The 20,359-nt window shown below is 48.5% G+C and carries 19 protein-coding genes; 4 read left to right on the top strand and 15 right to left on the bottom strand.

From position 1 onward, the window contains the following. The first annotated feature begins 117 nt into the window (after positions 1-117). The 3 genes from L9W92_RS01990 to L9W92_RS01995 all read left to right on the top strand — a co-directional run bounded on the left by L9W92_RS01990 (position 118) and on the right by L9W92_RS01995 (position 2,189). Positions 118-1,494, top strand: coding sequence for an S-layer homology domain-containing protein (locus tag L9W92_RS01990; RefSeq protein ID WP_240082089.1), 1,377 nt, complete (start codon positions 118-120; stop codon positions 1,492-1,494). 364 nt (positions 1,495-1,858) lie between these two features. Continuing rightward, positions 1,859-1,990 (top strand): hypothetical protein, encoded by a 132-nt coding sequence (locus tag L9W92_RS18745; RefSeq protein ID WP_282442262.1) that lies wholly within the window; start codon positions 1,859-1,861, stop codon positions 1,988-1,990. Then, positions 1,980-2,189, top strand: coding sequence for a helix-turn-helix transcriptional regulator (locus tag L9W92_RS01995; RefSeq protein WP_240082090.1), 210 nt, complete (start codon positions 1,980-1,982; stop codon positions 2,187-2,189). The genes L9W92_RS18745 and L9W92_RS01995 overlap by 11 nt, the downstream gene beginning before the upstream one ends. Before the next feature lie 211 nt (positions 2,190-2,400). Here L9W92_RS01995 and L9W92_RS02000 read toward each other — a convergent pair whose 3' ends face one another. The 3 genes from L9W92_RS02000 to L9W92_RS02010 all read right to left on the bottom strand — a co-directional run bounded on the left by L9W92_RS02000 (position 2,401) and on the right by L9W92_RS02010 (position 5,015). Then, entirely contained in the window at positions 2,401-2,658 is a 258-nt protein-coding gene (locus L9W92_RS02000) for a TM1266 family iron-only hydrogenase system putative regulator (protein WP_240082091.1), read from the bottom strand. A 2-nt stretch (positions 2,659-2,660) separates the two neighbouring features. Further along, positions 2,661-4,538 (bottom strand): NADH-dependent [FeFe] hydrogenase, group A6, encoded by a 1,878-nt coding sequence (locus tag L9W92_RS02005; RefSeq protein WP_240082092.1) that lies wholly within the window; start codon positions 4,536-4,538, stop codon positions 2,661-2,663. A gap of 72 nt (positions 4,539-4,610) precedes the next feature. Next, positions 4,611-5,015 (bottom strand): secondary thiamine-phosphate synthase enzyme YjbQ, encoded by a 405-nt coding sequence (locus L9W92_RS02010; RefSeq protein ID WP_240082093.1) that lies wholly within the window; start codon positions 5,013-5,015, stop codon positions 4,611-4,613. Positions 5,016-5,197: 182 nt separating this feature from the next. Here L9W92_RS02010 and L9W92_RS02015 point away from each other — a divergent pair, with 182 nt between their 5' ends. Next, positions 5,198-7,126 carry an ABC-F family ATP-binding cassette domain-containing protein gene (locus tag L9W92_RS02015; protein ID WP_240082094.1) on the top strand — a complete coding sequence of 643 codons (1,929 nt, stop codon included), beginning with the start codon at positions 5,198-5,200 and terminating at the stop codon, positions 7,124-7,126. 22 nt (positions 7,127-7,148) lie between these two features. Here L9W92_RS02015 and L9W92_RS02020 read toward each other — a convergent pair whose 3' ends face one another. From L9W92_RS02020 to recF, 12 genes are all read right to left on the bottom strand, one after another. Next, positions 7,149-7,565, bottom strand: coding sequence for a YaaR family protein (locus tag L9W92_RS02020; protein ID WP_240082095.1), 417 nt, complete (start codon positions 7,563-7,565; stop codon positions 7,149-7,151). Between the two features lie 237 nt (positions 7,566-7,802). Continuing rightward, on the bottom strand, positions 7,803-8,444 hold the full coding sequence (locus tag L9W92_RS02025) for a hypothetical protein (RefSeq protein WP_240082096.1): 642 nt from the start codon (positions 8,442-8,444) through the stop codon (positions 7,803-7,805). Between the two features lie 178 nt (positions 8,445-8,622). Beyond that, positions 8,623-11,058 carry an ATP-dependent Clp protease ATP-binding subunit gene (locus tag L9W92_RS02030; RefSeq protein WP_240082097.1) on the bottom strand — a complete coding sequence of 812 codons (2,436 nt, stop codon included), beginning with the start codon at positions 11,056-11,058 and terminating at the stop codon, positions 8,623-8,625. A 116-nt stretch (positions 11,059-11,174) separates the two neighbouring features. After that, a complete protein-coding gene (locus L9W92_RS02035; RefSeq protein ID WP_240082098.1) occupies positions 11,175-12,239 on the bottom strand; it encodes a protein arginine kinase in 1,065 nt (354 codons plus the stop codon). Next, positions 12,239-12,766 carry a UvrB/UvrC motif-containing protein gene (locus tag L9W92_RS02040; protein ID WP_240082099.1) on the bottom strand — a complete coding sequence of 176 codons (528 nt, stop codon included), beginning with the start codon at positions 12,764-12,766 and terminating at the stop codon, positions 12,239-12,241. The genes L9W92_RS02035 and L9W92_RS02040 overlap by 1 nt, the downstream gene beginning before the upstream one ends. Before the next feature lie 35 nt (positions 12,767-12,801). Continuing rightward, entirely contained in the window at positions 12,802-13,263 is a 462-nt protein-coding gene (locus L9W92_RS02045; protein WP_240082100.1) for a CtsR family transcriptional regulator, read from the bottom strand. A 237-nt stretch (positions 13,264-13,500) separates the two neighbouring features. Beyond that, a complete protein-coding gene (gene gyrA / locus L9W92_RS02050; protein ID WP_282442263.1) occupies positions 13,501-15,927 on the bottom strand; it encodes a DNA gyrase subunit A in 2,427 nt (808 codons plus the stop codon). Positions 15,928-16,217: 290 nt separating this feature from the next. Further along, positions 16,218-16,352, bottom strand: coding sequence for a hypothetical protein (locus L9W92_RS18750; protein WP_282442264.1), 135 nt, complete (start codon positions 16,350-16,352; stop codon positions 16,218-16,220). Positions 16,353-16,381: 29 nt separating this feature from the next. Next, complete coding sequence (locus tag L9W92_RS02055) at positions 16,382-16,675, bottom strand: hypothetical protein (RefSeq protein WP_240082101.1); 294 nt, start codon at positions 16,673-16,675, stop codon at positions 16,382-16,384. A 282-nt stretch (positions 16,676-16,957) separates the two neighbouring features. After that, positions 16,958-18,868 (bottom strand): DNA topoisomerase (ATP-hydrolyzing) subunit B, encoded by a 1,911-nt coding sequence (gene gyrB, locus L9W92_RS02060; protein ID WP_240082102.1) that lies wholly within the window; start codon positions 18,866-18,868, stop codon positions 16,958-16,960. Positions 18,869-18,989: 121 nt separating this feature from the next. Next, positions 18,990-19,238, bottom strand: coding sequence for an extracellular matrix regulator RemB (remB, locus tag L9W92_RS02065; protein ID WP_240082103.1), 249 nt, complete (start codon positions 19,236-19,238; stop codon positions 18,990-18,992). Positions 19,239-19,240: 2 nt separating this feature from the next. Next, positions 19,241-20,359 (bottom strand): DNA replication/repair protein RecF, encoded by a 1,119-nt coding sequence (gene recF, locus L9W92_RS02070; RefSeq protein WP_240082104.1) that lies wholly within the window; start codon positions 20,357-20,359, stop codon positions 19,241-19,243.

A 20,359-nucleotide genomic window follows, 5' to 3' on the forward strand; every position in this document is an offset into this window, starting at 1 on the left:
AACGTATAACAATTTAAGAGATAAGTTCCAGGATTAGACTGTCCCGAAGAGGAGGGATGCAAATTAAACTGAGTTGTTTTCTTTACTTTTTGAATACTTAATCCGGAGGTGTGATGATTGTTTAAAAAGAATTTGTTTACTTTGCTATTAACAATGCTTTTAGTCCTGGGGATAGCGGCAACATCCTATGCCGATCCCGGAAAGGGGAAAGGGAAAGGACACTGGAAATTTACTAACTATGGCAAACGGCAAGCTGTTCAACTGGTTGATATTAATTCGCACTGGGCGGCAAATCCGATTCAGGTAATGTCTTCGTACGGGATTATTAATGGATATGCCGACTTTACTTTTAGGCCAAACGCCAATGTAACCAAATATGAGGCCATCATGATGATTTCGAGAGCGTGCGGTTTTACCGGCACTTTTGACTCGGGCAGGGACTGGGACAGCGATGTTCCCTCCTGGATGGCCGACTGCCTTGACTTTGCCGTAAACGAGGGAATATTGACGGAAGAAGAGGCGGAAGACTTAAATGGCTGGGCGCCTGCCAAAAGGTACGAGGTGGCCATATGGGCCATCAGAGCAACCGGTTTGGAGGAGAATAGCGAGTTCTCGTTCCAGGACATGGACGAAATCCCCTACTTCGCCAGGCCTTATGTCGGGGAAATGTATAAATGCGGTTACATGGTCGGTTATCCGGGCAATTTCTTCCAGCCCAACAAACCGGTGACCAGAGCGGAAATGGCAACCGTGCTTTACAGGATTCTATTGGACAATACCGATAACGGCGAGGCTGACGACAACGACGGTGAGGAAGAGGAACTGGAAATTGCGCGCCTGGAGCCCGCTGACGGCAGCTACGACGTGGACGAAGATACCGCTGAGCTAGTGGTCAAGTTCAATATGGACGTAAAGGCCGTAGATAACACGGAGAGTGTCCTGGACGGAATCATTGTCGAGAACGTGACTGACGATACGAATGTGGATATTGACGAGGTGTCCATAGAGGGCAAAATCCTTACCGTAAAACTTTACGAGTCCCTCGAAAGCGGCAAAACATACCGGGTTACCATTGAAGACGATATTATCGAAGCAGAGGACTCCGGTGAAAACTTCGACGGAATCAGCGGCGGCGAGTGGGAATTCAGCACGGATGAAACCTTTGGCATTGTCGGGTTGACCCCTGAGGACGGCGAGACTGTTAACGAAGACACTTACGTCCTCGAAGCGGAATTCAGCGGCGATATCCGGGCAATCTCCGGAAAGAAACTGCTGAATGCAGTAGAGGTTTATAATCAGAGCGACGACGAATATGTGGATATCGAAGATGTTGAAACTGACGGAGATACCCTCATAATCACTCTGGAGGAGCCCCTGGAGAACGGAGACACCTTTGAGGTAACCATAAAGGCGGATTATATTGAAGAAAAAGACTCGGGTGTAAATTTTAAGGGTATTGACGGTGCTGACTGGGAACTTACCGTTGAGGAATAAAGAGAAAGTGGTTAAGACAGGGGACGGTTCTCCGGTCTAAAAGGTAGACAACAGCGGCATGAAACAGCTCCGCGATGACCTAAAACGACCCGGCTCAGCCGGGTCGTTTCGCTCTGCTCCACTGCTGGAAGTTACGCCTTTGTCATATTTTCCTGTTCTTCATGCAAATTGTCAATCCTTTTGCTCAAAACCCTGCTTCATGCGGTGGTATTCTTCTCTTGTAATGCCGTCATTCTTCCAATCCACATACAAATGGAATCCACTCTTTAAAAAATAAATGTAAAAAGTTCTTGACATTATCTTTTTGTTGTGCTATTTTAAAAATGTAAAAAATGTTTTACATTTATTGAGAGGAGTGATTGCTATGAAAAAAGCGGATGAAATGGAAATGACAATAAACTTTAAGTCTATGAGGCTATCGTCTCAAAATATCATTTTCTTTGGCAGCAAACTTTATATGACTCATAAAATGGTCGGAAATAACAATGAAGAATAAAATAAAAACTCTGCGCAAGGAATTAAAATTGCGTCAAGAAGACATTGCAAATCAGCTTGATGTGACAAGACAAACAATTATAGCCATTGAAAATGATAAGTACAACCCCTCCCTGGAATTAGCGATGAAACTGGCAAGACTGTTAAATACCACTGTCGAAGAATTATTCTTTCTTGACAACCCAACCACTACCGACTAAAGCCGGCGGGGGATTTGCTGCTGAATTTAGTTGCTTTCTTTCATGTCGGCTGCTCCTTTCTGTATGTTTTCGGACAACAGAAAACGCCGCTTCGGTCGGCGCTTGTACCTTCCCGTGCTGGCGTTCCTGTGTGATTACAGATGTGTTTAATGGTATTTAGATTTTCAAAAGCCGTGTTTTAATGGCTTTGCGGGTGTTGTGCTAAAATACATTACTCCACAGCGTCAGCCAGGCAAAATGACTTAACAGATATCCCATCAATTCTCTTTAAGTCATTCTCCAATGCTTGCCTCTCATTATCATCGGCCTGCATGGTCAGGGTGATAATACCCCTTTGGCGCCCGGGGTCGGGAATACCGTTGCGGCTTAAAATTTGTGAGCCGTGCCTCGTCAGCACCTGCTGCACTTCCGGCGCCCGGTTCGCCCTTTCATCCACCAGAATGCCGACAATACAAACGTTGCGCTTCATGTTCACACCCCTTCCCCAATATTTAAACGCTTTTTCTTTCTTTTGCTGCTAAAAGGAACATTATATATCAGGCGGGCCGGTTGTTTTTTATCGCCAACCCGCCTTGACGCAGGCGTCTTGAGATCCGGCAGCCTGCCTTCGGCAGCATGGCTGGTGTGCAATAATTCTTTTGCTTTCTTGCTTAGCGGGTGTCCGAGAAAATCTTCATAAATAACTTTTACAGCGGGATTTTCGTGGGATTTTCTCAGTTTTTCAGCAAGATCAATTTTATATAACGCTTCGGCGCGTTTACGCCGGTACTCCGCGGACAGCTCCCTGTGTTCGGGGGTTCCGAAAATTGGCTGGCCGCCTCCGCCGACGCAGCCGCCGGGACAGGCCATGATTTCAACGAAATCAAAATGTTCGCCCCTCTTGATTCTTTCCAGCACGCGCCTGGCATTGCGGGTGCCGTGCACAACGGCTACCTTGATTTTTCCGCCTTTTTTCAAGTCAATGGACGCCTCTTTTATGCCGCGGACGCCCCGCAACTCCTTAAGTTCAATAATAGGCTCCCTGGCACCGGGATTGGCCACGGCGAAAGCCATCCGGACGGCAGCCTCGGTCAAGCCGCCTGTTCCGCCGAAAATATTTCCCGCCCCTGAAGAAATACCGAGCGGCTGGTCATAATTTTCATCCGGCAATTCTGAAAAGTTCAAACCGGCCTGACGGATCATCCTGGCCAGTTCCCGGGTAGTGACAACGTAGTCAACATCCCGCAGGCCCCTGGTGACCATTTCTCTCCGGGCAGCCTCGAATTTTTTGGCGGTGCACGGCATAACGGCGACCACGACTATTTTCCCGGGATCGATTCCCTCTCTCTGGGCAAAATAAGTTTTAATCAAAGCCCCCATCATCTCCTGAGGCGACTTGCAGGAAGACAGATTATTCAAAAACTCGGGGTAAAAGTGTTCGCAAAATCTGACCCAGCCCGGGCTGCACGAGGATATCAGCGGCAGCCGCTCTCTCTTTTTCAGCCGCTCCAGAAGTTCGTGCGATTCTTCCATGATAGTTATATCCGCCCCGAAGTCAGTTGAAAAGACGCGGTCGAAGCCCAACCGCCTTAACGCCGCCGCCAGCTTTCCGGTAACCACCGTACCCACCGGCATGCCGAAGGCCTCGCCAAGGGTGACTCTGATGCTGGGAGCGGTTTGCACCACGACAAACTTTTCCGGATCGGCCAGCGCCAAGAACACCTCGTCGATACTTTCTTTTTCTGTCAGCGCCCCGGTGGGGCAGGCCATCACACACTGCCCGCAGGCTATGCAGGCGGCCTCGGAAAGGTCCTTCATAAAGGCCGGGCCGATCACGGTCCTAAAGCCGCGGTGCTGCGCCGCCAGTGCGCCTACCCCCTGCACGTTCTTACAGACGGCCTCGCACCGCCGGCACTTGACACATTTGTTATAGTCCCTGACTATGAAAGGATTTTTGTCATGAACCAAATGCTCAAGCCGTTCCCCCTGCAAATGGATTTTCCGCACGCGCATCCGGTCCGCCAGCCTTTGCAGTTCACAATTCAAGTTCCTCACACAACTGGTGCACTCACGCTTGTGTTCGGACAAAAGCAATTCGACCATACGTCTGCGGGCGTGACGCACCCGGGGCGTGTCGGTAAAAACCTTCATCCCTTCCTCAACAAGGCTGACACAGGAAGCCTGCAGGGTCTTTTTTTGATTCTTTTCCACTTCCACCAGACATACCCGGCAGACGCCCGGGGCGCTAATATCTTTTAAATAGCAAAGAGAGGGGATTTCGATACCGGCGCTTCTTGCCGCCTCCAGAATATTGGTCCCCTTTTTCACCTCGGCGAGGCGGTTGTTGATCCAAATTTTTATCTTTTCCATTGTATACTTATTCTTTTACCGATTGCCTTTTTTAATACTCAAATAATGATCTTTATAAAACCGCCCCGCATGTTAAGCGCCGATAATGGTGACAACGATCTCTCTGCCCGGCCGCGGCCCGTCGAATTCACAAAGAAAAATATTCTGCCAGGTGGATAGCCCAATTTCGCCGTCAATAATGGGGATAGTTTCACTTGGACTAATCAGGCCTGACTTCAAATGCGCGTCCCCGTTGCCGTCTTGCCGATCATGCTTCCAAACGCCTCTTGGAATCAAATTTTGCAAAAAACTGACCACATCGTTTTGGACGCTTTCATCCCAATTTTCCTGAATCATTATTGCCGCCGTCGCGCCACGCGCATATACATTTACGATCCCGCTTTTCATTTTTGCATCAATGACGATTTTCCTAACCTCATCGGTGATGTCAATAAGCTCTTCACGATTACGGGTTTTAACGGTAAATCTCTTTTGCATTTCATTTCCCCACCTTTTTGTTTGGCATATTGCCTATACTTCGCTTTTTAAATTTATAATTTATTGCCGCCACCTTAGTTTAACAGATTTTCAGGCAACTTAAATATATGAACCTGTGCCGCATGCTTGTAATCTTACCGCCCGCTATTGTAAACTGGGTAGGTAAAAGAGGTGATTAAAGCTTGATCTTGTTGCAGGCGGTCCGCATTGACAAATCTTTTGGCGCCCACCGGGTGCTGAATAACGTGAACTTAATCATTCAGGAAGGGGAGCGCTCAGGTATTGTGGGTGTCAACGGAGCGGGCAAATCCACCCTGTTGAAAATAATCACCGGCGCGCTGTCGCCGGACGCGGGCGAAGTAATCAAGGCGAAAGACCTGTCGGTTTCTTATATGGCGCAAGACGGCGGGCTGGAATCCGGGCAAAGTATCTGGAACGAAATGCTCTCAGCGTTCACTCACCTAATTTGTATAGAGAAGCAACTTAGAAATATGGAAAAACGCATGGGTGACCCGGCCGTCGTAGCGGACGGCAAAGAATACCGGCAACTGCTCCGGGACTATGACAATCTTTCCTCAGAATTCAAAAACAAAGGCGGATTTGAGTACGAAGCCAACATACGCGGTGTACTGCACGGGCTAAATTTCCGGGACATGGACTACAACACCCCGGTGAACATACTGAGCGGCGGCCAGAAGACCCGCCTGGCCCTGGCCCGCTGCCTGCTCGGCGCGCCGGATTTGTTAATCCTGGACGAACCGACCAATTACCTGGACATGGACAATCTGACCTGGCTGGAGCAATATCTTCAATCATACCGCGGGGCTGTACTTGCAGTTTCCCATGACCGCTACTTCCTGGACACTCTGGCGAAGGTGATTTACGACCTGGACAAAAACGGGATTACCCGGTACACCGGGAATTATACCAGTTTTGTCCGGCAAAAAGCCGAGCTGCAGGAGCAACAGCTGAAGGCGTACAAAAAGCAGCAAGAGGAAATAGGCCGCATGGAGGAATTCATAAGGCGCAACATGGCCGCCAAGGACACCACCGGGCGCGCCCAAAGCCGTTTGAAAACACTTGAAAAGATGGAGCGGGTGACCCGGCCGGAGAAAGAACACAGAGTAAAAGTATCTTTTCATGTTGAGCGGCCAAGCGGACGGGAAGTGCTCAAGGTGCGTGAATTGACCATTGGCTATCCCGGCGCGGCGCTGGCCACGGGGTTAAACTTTGATATTGAGAAGGGGGAACGGGTTGTCCTGATCGGACCCAACGGCACCGGCAAATCCACCCTGTTAAAAACCATCGCCGGCTTGCTCCCGCCCCTGGCAGGACATATCAGGCAGGGCAGTCTGGTGCAGATCGGCTACTACGAGCAGGAACATCAGGGGCTGCACCGGGACAAGGATGTGCTGCACGAATTGTGGGACCGGTACCCGCACATGAACGAACTGGATATTCGCAAAGCGCTGGGCGGTTTTTTGTTCAGCGGCGATGATGTGAACAAAAGTGTGGCGGGGTTAAGCGGCGGTGAAAAATCCCGCCTGGCCCTGGCCGCCTTAATGCTGCGCAAAGCAAACTTCCTTCTGCTGGACGAGCCGACAAACCACCTGGACCTGCCGGGCAAAGAAGCGCTGGAAGACGCCCTGGCCGGCTACCCCGGCACCATTCTTTTTGTTTCCCACGACCGGTACTTTATCAACAAAGTAGCCTCCCGGGTACTGGAATTATCCCATGGCAGCGTAAACAGCTATCAAGGAAATTATGACTACTACCAGAATAAAAAACCCCGCCTGCCAGGAGCGGCAAAATCCGGGCCGGACCGCCCGGCGGACAGTGAGGAAAAGAAACAGAAACAGTACCTGCAAAAGAAAGAGGAGGATCGGCAAAAACGCAAGCACCTACGCGAGATCGCCAGCCTGGAACAATCCATTGCCGACCAGGAATCTTTGATCGTCCGCCTGGAAAAAGAACTGGAGCAGCCTGAAGTCTATCTGGATTACCAGGCCTGCCAGCAACGGCAGAGCGAACTTGAAAAAGTCCGGGCGGTCCTGCAAGATAACATGGAAAAATGGCTTGCCCTGGTGGAAGCTGAACAAATTAGGACATAAAGCCGGACAAGACTTGACTTGGCTAATTATACAGGTCGAGCAAGAGCCCAGCTATTTCATCAATTTTACCGGCAATCTCAAGATTTGCTTTCTGCTGCTCCAGCAGGGAGGCAGTCAGCTCATCGATCTTTTCATTTATTATCTCAATTCTAATCAGCAGCCGGCCCAATCCGTAATCTTGTTTTACCCTGTAATACTTCTCCAAGACGAAAGACAGGTATTCTTGTATTTGATTTTTATATTCGATCACATCTGCTTTGCTTTTTGTCCTCTTTAACTTTTCTCCCGCGGCTTTTATTTTGTCCAGCATCTCTTCAAGCTTCCGCTGTTCTCTTTTAGCCATATCCAGGGTGCTGGAAAAGTCTTTGCCGTCTCCCGCCTTTAGCACGGTTGGTTTGTATTTTCTACCCGGGCTCCGATCAACCGAAGATATTTTCACCAAGATATCCCCATTTCGGCCTTCAATTATAACCGTTGCTGCCAAGTTAGTACTTTCTTTGCCTTGGTGCCTATTCCCTTCTATATCCTTCTATGCTAGAGAAAATATTTTCATAGAACCATAGGCGGGGTCAGCCCTTGACATTTGACAGCTTTATCGGTTAACGGTCATTATACTTTAATTATTAGGGCTTTCGGTGTCTTATCACCCCATTATTTGCTATGCGCTTGTCCAATGTCAAGGGCTGACCCCTTCTAAATTCTCGGGGCCGATTATAAGCGATTCCATTATTTCTCTGACGGCTACCGGCCTCCAGTCTGCCATTTCTTCTTCGGTGCAGTTAAAGCTGCATAGCAGGGCTTTGTTTTCCAGTTCTGTGAAGAACATCAGGCTGTATATTTTTATATCCAAGAAGGGGTATAATGAATCAACGCAACCTATTTTTTTCCCGTTTATTTCTTTTACGCCGTCTTCGAGCCACGGGGCGGTAGGATGCGTCTTTTTAAGGATTTGGATCATGGCGTCTTTAAATATGTCTATATCTGTTTCTTTAAGGGGGTTTTGGCTATGTTTGAAGGTAATATTTACTGAAAAGCTTTCATTTGAGTAAATTAGATCCGGCCTTCTCTGGAAAGGATACTTTAAAGCGGCGGTTTCGGGTGACATTTTTTTAAAATTCTGAGGCAGGCGTATTTTTATTTTATTTCCCAGCAGGCTTTTTTCTACGAATTCAATGGTTTTACCATCTATTACAGCGACACCTTTTTTGGCGCTTTGCGGCAAGTCGTTTTTGGGTGGATTTCCTCCTTCCAGGGTTTGCGCTGTTTGGCGCCGCGTTTCTTTCATCATTTCTATGCTCTTTTCACCCATGTATTCCACGGTATTTCACCCCTTTATATCATTACTGTTGGAATATTTATACTGTTTAAGAAATATTGCACTATGTAAGTTATTTTAGACTCGCATACTGTATTTTGTCAATATAATTATTTTTTTAAAAAACAAAACCTGCCGTACTTTGCAGTAACGGCAGGTTTGTAACGTAGCATCATCATATTCAGGCGATTTTAACGGTGATTTCATTATCGGCGCCCGTATCAAGCAACACCCTGTTGCCCCGCTGGAAGGTCCCTTTGAGGATTTCCTCGGAAAGCCGGTCTTCCACCAGGCGGAGGATCGCCCGGCGCAGCGGCCTGGCACCGTACTCTTCATCAAAGCCTTCCTTGGCCAGCAAGTCTTTGACAGTCTCGGTAACGTTGATCTCAACCTCGTTTTCCTTCATCCTTTCGGAAACTTCTTTCAGCATCAGGTCGACAATTTCCCTGATATGTTCAGCGCTTAAAGCATGGAAAACGATAATTTCATCAATCCGGTTAAGGAATTCGGGGCGGAAAGTGCGTCTCAGCTCCTCTGTGACCTTGCTCTTCATATTCTCGTAATTTGCCTCGCTCCGGTCACCGGCGCGGAAACCGAGGACCGTCTCGCGCTTAATCATCTGCATGCCGACGTTGGATGTCATGATAATTACCGTGTTGCGAAAATCCACCTTGCGCCCCTTGGAGTCGGTCAGCCGGCCGTCTTCCAGCACCTGCAGCAAAATATTGAAAACATCCGGGTGGGCTTTTTCAATCTCGTCCAGCAGGACTACCGAATATGGCCGCCGCCGCACCGCTTCGGTAAGCTGGCCGCCTTCTTCGTAACCCACGTAGCCGGGGGGCGCGCCAACCAGGCGGGACACCGCGAATTTTTCCATATACTCCGACATGTCAATGCGCACCATGGCATCCTCATCGCCGAATAGAACCTCCGCCAGCGCCCTGGCCAGCTCGGTTTTACCCACCCCGGTGGGACCAAGGAAAATAAACGAGCCGATGGGACGCTTCGGGTCCTTCAGCCCGGCGCGGGCGCGCCGCACCGCCCGGGACACGGCCAAAATAGCCTCATCCTGCCCGATTACCCGCCGGTGCAATATTTCTTCCATTTTCAGAAGCCTTTCCGATTCTTCTTCGGCAAGCTTCTTTACCGGAATACCGGTCCAACTAGCCGCGATCTGGGCGATGACATCTTCGTCCACCACCAGTTCCGCCCCGCCTTTGCGCTGTTTCCACGACTCCCTGAGCTGGTCCAGTTCATTCCGGATCTTCTTTTCTTGATCCCTTATCTCGGCCGCCTTTTCAAACTCCTGGCTATTAACCGCCGCTTCTTTTTCTTTTTGCAGTACTTCTAATTTCTTTTCCAGATCTTTCAAATCCGGCGGCGCGGTAAAAGCCTGCAGCCTTACTTTAGAACCGGCTTCGTCCACCAGGTCTATGGCTTTATCAGGCAGGAACCGGTCGGTAATATAACGGCTCGATATCTTGGCGGCCGCTTCCAGGGCGGCATCAGTAATCCTGACGCGGTGGTGGGCTTCGTATTTATCCCTCAGCCCGCGCAGAATCTGGATGGTCTCCTCAACTGTGGGCTCCGCGACGGTAATCGGCTGGAAACGGCGCTCCAGCGCGGCGTCTTTTTCAATATGCTTGCGGTACTCATCCAGCGTGGTCGCGCCAATGCACTGCAACTCACCCCTGGCCAGCGCGGGCTTTAATATATTGGCCGCGTCTATAGCCCCTTCAGCCGCGCCCGCTCCCACCATGGTATGCAGTTCATCGATAAACAGGATGACATTGCCGGACTGGCGAATCTCCTCAATTATTTTTTTTAAACGCTCTTCAAACTCGCCCCGGTACTTGGTACCCGCCACCAGTGAACCCATATCCAGGGTTACCACACGCTTATTTTCCAATATTTCCGGTATGTTTCCGGCGTTGATCCGCTGGGCCAAGCCCTCGGCCACGGCGGTTTTACCCACACCCGGCTCACCAATCAGCACCGGGTTGTTTTTCGTGCGCCGGCTTAAGATTTGGATAACTCTTTCAATTTCTTTTTCCCTGCCGACCACCGGGTCAAGTTTCTCTTCCCTGGCCAAAACGGTCAAGTCACGCCCGAACTGCTCCAAGGTCTTAGTTCCGCCGCCCTTCGCCTTGCCGGCCGGCTGCCCTTCGGCGGCGGCGCCTGACTGCCCGCCCAGCATGTTGACAACCATGGCGCGGACCTTGTTGCTGTCGGCGCCATAAGCATTCAATATATGGGCCGCCACACCTTCTCCTTCGCGGACCAAACCCAGCAGCATATGCTCGGTGCCGATATAATTATGACCCATGCGCCTGGCTTCATCCACCGACAGTTCCAACACCCGTTTTGTCCGTGGAGTCAGCGCCGGTTCACCCGTCGCCGTCCCTTTGGCGGCTTCCACTATTTGCGCCACCGCCGCCCGCACTTTATCCGCATCCAGCCCAACCGCAGCCAGCACTTTCGCCCCCACACCCTCGCCTTCGCGGATCAGGCCAAGCAGCAGGTGCTCCGTACCTACATACGGGTAGCCTGAATTTTTCGCTTCTTCCTGGGCAAGATACAATGCTTTTTGCGCCCGCTCGGTAAATCTTCCGAACACGGCAGTCACCTCCAATAAATACATAGTAGTCAGGGGACAGTAGTCAGTAGTTAAAAACTCTAAAGGAATGCAAGAAATCTCTACTGAATTCTGACTCCTGACTCCTGTCTCCTAAACTATAATTCTTTAAATTCATTCCTGATTAATTCCGCCCTGAAAACATCCCTCTGGTGGGCGGACATCTCCCGGCCTGCCACCTTGATTAAATAAGCCGGTCTGATCCTCACCATTAGTTCATTTAACAACTTAGCTGGTATGCCCGACAACAAATTCATTTCAATGCCCAGCCTCAATTCGGAAAATAAGCGCATCGCCTCTTCCGAAGACAGAATATGCGCGTTCTTTAAGATGCCGTAAGCACGGTAAACACGGTCTTCGACAAAATCCCGCCTGTCTTTGTAAAGGGCTTCGCGAGTGGCTTTTTCCTGGGAGATTATTTGCCGGACTATCGCGGTAAGATTGCTGATTATCTCCTCTTCGGTCTGTCCAAGAGTAATTTGATTGGATATTTGATACAGATCCCCGAGAGCTTCCGTGCCCTCTCCAAAAAGGCCACGCGCCGTAAGGCCGACTTTACCGATAGCGTTCAGCACCCCTCGCAGCTGCTTTACCAACCCCAAACCAGGCAAGTGCAGCATTACCGAGGCGCGCATGCCGGTTCCCACGTTAGTGGGACATGCCGTGAGGTAGCCAAGCTGCTCGGAAAAAGCATAGTCCATAGTCTTTTCCAATCCGTCATCGACCTGATTAATCAAATCCCATGCCTCATTAAGCTGCAAACCTGAAAGCAGGCATTGGATCCGTAGATGATCTTCCTCGTTAACCATAATGCTGATTACTTCATCATCCCTCAGCACAACCGCCTTGCGCTCAAAATTGTCTATCAGATCCGGGCTGATCAAATGCTTATCTACTAGTATTTGTCTTTCTACCGGAGACAATGCGCTTAACAAGCTCAACTCCAGTACACCGGCCTGTTTTGCCAGTTCCTTGTCCTCCACCGCCAGTCTCACCGCGTGGATCACATCTTCGGCCTTGGCATTATTCAACAAGTGCGGGAAAGGTATGCCGGCCAAGTTTCTAGCCACCCTAACCCGGCTGCTTATCGCTATGCCCGACTCCGGGCCGTCCGCGTCCATCCAGCGGCTGTGGGAATCGTTCACTGTCTTTTTGAGCGGCATCAAACTTCGCCTCCCTCATTCATACTCTTTTCCAATTGATGAATTTGATCACGGAGTTGAGCGGCCTGCTCAAAATCCTCGCGGCTAACCGCTTCTTTAAGATGGTTCTTCAAAATACCGATCTCCTTCGCCAAACGGGCGCGTCCTCCGGTGCGCTCAGGCACTTTACCGGTATGCCTGGTGCTGCCGTGAATCCTTCGCAAAAGGGGAAGCACCTTGTCTTCAAAGAAAGGATAGCAATCGCCGCAGCCAAGCAGTCCCTGTTTAAGAATCTGTCCTTCAGGCACCCCGCACTTTTCACATCTGTTTCCGGTTGTTTCCGCCTGATCGTGCTGCTCCCCGCCCAGTTCGTGATTTAAAAGACCGGCAAGGAAATTGTGCAGGTGTATCTGCGGGACAAAACCAAAACCCTGGGGCTGGATTTCCCTGGCACACACCTCACAAAGATGTGTTTCACTTTTATGACCGTTTATTATTTCTGTCATATGCACCGTCGCCGGACGCTGTCCGCAGCGCTCGCATAACATATCAGCTTCCCCCTTCAACTTGCCGTTTATCAGACTCACTCTCTCAATACCGCCGTTACCATCGCTTTTAAGATCAATGCCCTCAATCGGTCGCGCACAGGCAAATTTATACGCAGGATATTGCCGTCCACCGCGGCACGCATCAAGCGGGCCTCTCTCTGGGTAATCAACCCCTCCTCCAGCAGTCTCCGGATTAAACCTGCGGCGTCGTTTTGAGATATCGAATCGCCGATTAAATTGCTGATATCAAGTACGAGATCCACCCGCTGATCCAGGGGCAGCTTGACGATCCTGATAAATCCCCCTCCACCTCTTCTGCTCTCCACAATATAGCCCCGGCCCGTTGAAAAGCGGGTTGTCAGCACATAATTGATCTGTGAAGGAACACAATTGAAGCGGTTCGCCAGTTCACTGCGTTGAATCTCAATAAAATCCTGAATGCTTTCCGCCAGTAGTTTCTTCAGATAACGCTCAATGATATCGGATATATTATTCATTCAAGTCACCATCCCATACGCCGCCGCCTGTTTGACTTTGATTGACCTTGACATTATTATAACCTAATCGCATATCATTATCAATACCTTTTATCTATTACTATTTTAGCCTTAAAACGCCGGGCTAAAACATAAATAGCAAAAACATAACCACACTCGCATATGAAAAGAACCGGTGATATAATCCCCGGTTTTGACTTATAAAGCCCTTTAATGAAAAGGTTTCCTTTGGTTAATTTAGTCCTCCATATACACCTTGGCGACCGCTACCACGAAATCCCCCGGGTCAAGGCGCATCAAAGTCACTCCCTGGGTTGAGCGGCCTATGGCGGAAATACCCGCGACGCTTAAGCGAATAATGATTCCTTCGGCGCTGATCATCATTATTTCTTCTTCATCTTTCACGGCCTGGACGGCTACCACCGGCCCGTTCCGATCGCTTGTCTTAATATTAATAATCCCCTTGCCGCCGCGGGACTGCAGGCGATACTCGGCAATATGAGTGCGCTTGCCGAACCCGTTGGCCGTCACGGTAAGCAAATAGGATTCCGGACGAACGGTCTCCATCCCGATCACCACGTCGTTTTTCCTTAAAGAAATTCCTTTTACGCCACGGGTAACACGGCCCGTGGAGCGCACTTCCTGTTCTGAAAAGCGAATGGCCAGGCCTTTTAGAGTGGCTAAAAAGATTTCTTCTTTGCCGGTAGTGAGCTTTACGTCAATTAATTCATTTTGTTCGTCTAAGGTGATGGCGATAATTCCATCCCGGCGGGAGGTATCATACTCGTTCAACGGGGTTTTTTTCACAACCCCCTGCTTGGTCGCCATAAATAAATATTGATCCGGATTAAACTCGCGCACCGGGATAACCGCCGTCACTTTTTCATTGTTTTCGATATAGATCAGGTTCACCAGCGCCGTTCCCTTGGCCTGCCGGCCGGCCTCCGGTATTTCATGCACCTTAAGCCGGTATACCTTTCCCCGGTTGGTAAAGAACAATAAAAAGTGATGCGTCGTGGTGATAAAAAGATGTCTGACAAAATCTTCCTCTTTGGTGCCCATGGCGGTAACGCCGCGGCCGCCCCGCCGCTGGCTGCGGTATGTATCAAGCAGGGTTCTTTTCACATAACCCTGGTTGGTGATGGTGAGCACAACTTCTTCATCCGGGATCAAGTCTTCATCTTCAAAAGACGCTTCTTCATACGATATGGTGGTGCGGCGCGGATCGGCGTATTTTTTCCTGATAGCGGTCAACTCACTTTTGATAATGTCCAAAACTTTTCGCTCATCAGCCAGTACTGAGCGAAGGTAGTTTATTTTTTCCATGAGTTCCTTATATTCCTGCTCCAGCTTCTCCCGCTCCAAGCCGGTAAGCTGCCGCAAACGCATTTCCACAATAGCCTCGGCTTGTTTTTCGGAAAGACTAAATCTTTCCATCAGAGATGCTTTGGCAATTTCCGTTGTGCGGGAAGACCTGATAATTCTGATTACCTCGTCCAGATAGGACAGGGCGATACGCAGGCCTTCAACAATATGCGCCCGCGCTTCCGCCTTTTTCAACTCAAAGCGGGTGCGCCTTACAATCACGTCTTTCTGGTGCTCAAGATAGTAAAATAAAGCTTGTTTCAGATTTAAATAACGGGGTTTGCCGTCCACCAGCGCCAGCATGATTACCCCAAAGCTCTCCTGCATTTGGGTGTGTTTATAAAGCTGGTTAAGAATTATCTGCGGGTTGGCGTCTCTTTTTAGTTCAATAACAATACGCATGCCCTTGCGGTCCGACTCGTCCCGCAGGTCGCTAATCCCTTCCAGTTTCTTTTCTTTTACCAGTTCGGCTATTTTTTCAATCAAGCGCGCTTTATTCACCTGATATGGTATTTCATTAACGATAATGCTGCTTCTTCCATTCGCGTTGTTTTCAATTACCGCCTGCGCGCGGACTTTAATGCTGCCCCGGCCGGTGCGGTAAGCGTTCCAAATGCCTTCCATACCCATGATTTTGCCGCCGGTGGGAAAATCAGGTCCTTTAACCGTGGTTGTCAGCTCTTTAATGCCGACATCCGGGTTGTCAATGAGCATAACTACTCCGTCGATTACTTCACCGAGGTTGTGGGGCGGAATATTGGTCGCCATTCCCACCGCGATACCGGCGGAACCGTTGACCAATAAATTAGGGATTCTGGAGGGTAGAACAGTCGGTTCCTCAGTTTTTTCGTCATAGTTGGGACTGAAGCTGACTGTATCTTTTTCAATATCAGAGAGCATTTCCGTCGCAATCTTGGACAGCCGCGCTTCCGTATAGCGCATGGCCGCCGCCGAGTCCCCGTCAACGGACCCGAAGTTGCCATGCCCGTCTATCATCGGATAACGGGCGGCGAAGTCCTGCGCCATACGCACCAAAGCGTCGTATACCGCCACATCTCCGTGGGGATGATATTTCCCCAGCACATCGCCGACAATAAACGCCGATTTACGGTACGGTTTTTCAGGCGAGAGACCAAGATTGTGCATCGCGTAAAGAATACGGCGGTGCACCGGTTTTAACCCGTCACGCACATCAGGAAGCGCTCTTCCCACGACAACGCTCATAGCATAATCCAGGTAGGAATGCTTCATCTCTTCGTTAATATTCACCGGGATCACTTTTCCAGTTAATGACGGCAAACCGCTCACCTCTGCCTATTTTCTCTGCCTTAGGAATTATACCAAAATAAACTAATTAATGCAATTTACCGAATAACGGCTCTGACAGTGCTGTAAACTTTACAGCCGGGTCTTTCATGGTTTCATAAACCAAGGTTAATAACTCTCTCTTACCTGTTCAACAAACCCGCTCGCCGTAAAATTTACTTGTTATTTATAAAACGTTGATTGCGAATTAACTTATATGTTTAGCGCCTCCTTTATTCAATGTCCCGACAGCATTTCATACAATCATAACACACCACCTCTAATCATTTTTTATTGCTGTTTTTTATTGGCAGCTTGCCAATGGCCCGTGCATACAAAAGATATAATTTTTGCCGGTACTTTTGCATTATCGCCTGCGGCCATTTTCTTGAGATTAAAATAATTTTAGTTTCGCTCAATTGAACGCACCCCCCGTTTCATATATTTTTTAGGGCCCTCTAATCAAGCCGGCCAAGCTGCGTTCGAAAATTGAAAGCGTAATTACCGATCCCCATTTAAGACAGCCGACTGTTGAGTTAACTTTGATAAAAACCTGTTCACGGAAAAATGTCTTCACTTCATCGAGCACTACCGGCGCAATCGCATATATGTCTTGCAGGAAATTGTCTGATCTCTCAAGCATCGCGCCGGATATAAAAGATATTAACAGCAATAAGGCGGTTAAAAATATTGTTTTGGTTTTATTAAATCCCACCGCCTTGTATTTTAAAACAGTTCTCATTATCCTTGCCCCCTTTGCCGTTCGTTTTTTGATTTATATGCTACCATATTTTAGCAAACCTAATATTTAGCTATATTAGGCCAATAATTACCAATATATCAGCATAGCTTCTTCTTGCTTCTTTTTTTGTATGGATTACGTGCGCTGAAAATCGCCTTAAACAGTTCCCTCGTTTATCTTCGGGATCACTCTTGCTCTTTGAATCGGCTTTAACAATTTAAAACCCCTGCCGTTCCTGGCAGGGGCTGCACCGCTATAGATATTTAATTTCAAGACAACACCTTATACGTCCAGGTTTCTCACCGCGAGAGCGTTTTCCAGGATAAAGTCGCGCCGCGGCTCCACACGGTCGCCCATCAGCATTGAGAAGACGGCATCCGCTTCTATAGCGTCCGTCATATCCACCTGCAAAACTGTTCGCGTATCCGGATCCATGGTAGTGTCCCACAATTGTCCGGCATCCATTTCGCCCAGACCTTTATATCTTTGAACATTCACTCCGTCCCTGCCGATTTGCTCCAATAATTTATCCAAATCAGCGTCATTATAGACATAAACGTCTTTTTTACCTTTCTTTACTCTATAAAGCGGGGGCTGGGCGATAAAAACATAACCGGCTTCGATCAACGGCCTCATGTAGCGGTAAAAGAAAGTGAGCAAAAGCGTTCTGATATGCGCGCCGTCAACATCCGCGTCGGACATCAGGATCAACTTGTGATACCTGGCCTTGCTGATATCAAAATCCTCCCCGACACCGGTCCCGAGAGCCGTAATCATCGCTCTGATTTCTTCGTTGGCCAAGATCTTGTCTAAACGCGCTTTTTCCACATTTAAAATTTTGCCCCTTAAGGGGAGGATCGCTTGAAAGCGCCTGTCTCTTCCCTGCTTGGCCGAGCCGCCCGCGGAGTCTCCCTCAACAAGATACAATTCTGAAACAGACGGGTCTTTATCGGAACAGTCGGCCAGCTTACCCGGCAGAGTAGAACTCTCCAGAGCGCTTTTCCGCCTGGTCAACTCTCTCGCCTTCCGCGCCGCTTCTCTGGCTCTTGAAGAGTTTAGCGCTTTTTCCAGAATGCGTTTGCTAATCTGGGGATTTTCCTCAAGGAAAGCGCTTAATCCTTCAGCGACGACCGCGTCTACAATGCTTCTGACTTCGCTGTTGCCCAGCTTGGCCTTAGTTTGTCCCTCAAACTGCGGCTCCGGCACTTTCACACTGACTACCGCAGTGAGACCTTCCCTGATATCTTCCCCCGACAGGTTGCTGTTGCCATTCTTTAAAATATTATATTTGCGGCCGTAGTCATTGACTACCCTGGTCAGCGACGCCTTAAAGCCCGCCTCGTGCGTTCCACCGTCAACGGTGTTGATGTTGTTGGCGTAAGATAGTATGTTTTCCGTATAAACGTCAGTATACTGCAAAGATATTTCGACCAGCACATTATCCTTCTGTATTTGGAAATAAATCGGCGCATTATGCAAAGGGGTTTTATTTTTATTAAGAAACTTGACAAAATCAATTATGCCGCCCTCATGCTGCAATACTACTTCCTGGCCGGTCCGTCCGTCTTTCAGGACTATCTTGACGCCCATATTCAAGAAAGACAGTTCTCTCAAGCGCTGGCAAAGGGTATCATAACTGTAATCAAGTTCTTCAAAAATATCGGGATCGGGCTTGAAAGTCACTTTTGTTCCGCTAATTTCACTTGGCCCGATTATTTCTAAATCTGTTACAGGGACACCACGTTCATATTTCTGCCGGTAAATATTCCCTTCCCTTCTTACTTCAACTTCCAGCCACTCGGAAAGGGCGTTAACCACAGAAACCCCCACGCCGTGCAGGCCGCCTGATACTTTGTAGCCTCCCCCGCCGAACTTGCCGCCGGCATGCAGCATCGTCAAGGCCACCTCAACCGCGGGGCGGCCAACCTTTGGTTGTATACCGACCGGTATGCCCCGTCCGTTATCAATAACTGTAACCGAATTGTCATCATTAATTGTCACTTCTATCTGGTCGCAATAACCTGCCATCGCCTCATCAATACTATTGTCCACAACTTCGTATACCAAGTGATGAAGACCTCTGGCACTGGTGCTCCCAATATACATGCCGGGACGGCGGCGAACGGCCTCAAGTCCTTCCAGCACTTGAATTTCTTCAGCGCCATACCCGTTGCTATTGTCATATCCATTCAATGCCAGAACAACTCCTTTTTTAGACTAGACATATATTATTATAACACACAGGCAATTCACCCTCAACTTATAACCAAAATTAATAAATTATGGATTATTTTAGAGTATTATTATGATCTAATTACTCGTCAATGATACTATCGGATCTTTTCTTTAAAGTCGTACATGAAATAGGGGAAAAATATATTTTATCAGTGGTAATCAAGTAAGATTTTTCTTTATTATTTCCCGATACGTGTTCAATAAAGCCCTCATCCCGGGCGATTTCAAGAAATTCCTTGGTGATTGGAGATGACTTCGTCTCTATCTCTAAAATAGCTATAATATCTTTTTTCGGCACCACCACATCAGCCCCAATATGTAGAAACATAATCAGACCTCCTTTTCTGACTTTATTATTTTGCCTTCGCGAACAATAAAGAGCTTCTTGCTCAGTCCATCGCCCGCACCTATATCTCTAACAGTGCTGGATGTAATAAAAGTCTGCACATTTTCCTTTATTTTATTAAATAAAGCTTTTTGCCTGGCATTATCCAGTTCAAACAAGACATCGTCAAGCAATAAAATAGGGTGCTCGCCAATTTCATTATGCCACATTTGCATTTGCGCTAATTTTAAAACCAGCACGATCGTGCGCTGCTGTCCTTGAGAACCATATACCTTAGCTTCTTTCTTGTTAATTAAAAAAACAAGATCGTCGCGGTGCGGCCCGATTAATGACTGCCCGCGCGCGATTTCTTCGTTTTTCGCGGCGGACAAGGCAGCGTTAAAAAGATTAATAATCTCCTGTTCGCTGGTCATGCAGTCAATTTTTAAAGAAGACAGGTAGCGTATGCTAAGCTCCTCCAACCCACCCGTCAATTCATGGTAAATACTCCGTATAACAGGATTCGCTTTTTTCAATAATGCCAGTCTGAAAAAAATTATTTGCGCTCCGTATTGGCAAAGTTGTTCATTCCAGGTTTGCAGTAATTCGCTATCACGCTTCCTGTCCCTGATCTCACGCAATAAATTATTACGTTGGGTCAAAATCCGCTGGTAACGGCCCAGACAATACGCATACCGGTTGTCGAACGGGCCGATCTCCGCATCTAAAAAACGCCGCCTTTCTTGTGGCGATCCTTTCACAATAACCATGTCGTCCGGAGTAAACAACACTACTCCCGGCCACCCCAGAGGATAACCGCGGACCGGCGCGCCATTGACCTTTATTTTCTTCTGTCCGGGTGTCAGCAATACTTTTAACTCCAGCTCACGCCCCGCGGATTCGAATAAACAGCTTATTAAAGAAAAATCGTTCTGCCAGTTGATTATTTCACTTTCTTTGATAGTGCGGAATGACTTGCCCGTACAGGCCAAATAGACAGATTCCAAAATATTTGTTTTTCCCTGGGCGTTTTCTCCGTTTAAAATATTCAATGAAAAGCCTGGTCTGATATGCTCATGGAGGTAGTTGCGAAAATTCATCAACTCCAGGTTTTGCAGGCGCAA

Origin of the sequence: Pelotomaculum terephthalicicum JT (assembly GCF_022410535.1) — a bacterium.
In the GTDB taxonomy this organism is placed as follows: domain Bacteria; phylum Bacillota; class Desulfotomaculia; order Desulfotomaculales; family Pelotomaculaceae; genus Pelotomaculum_D; species Pelotomaculum_D terephthalicicum.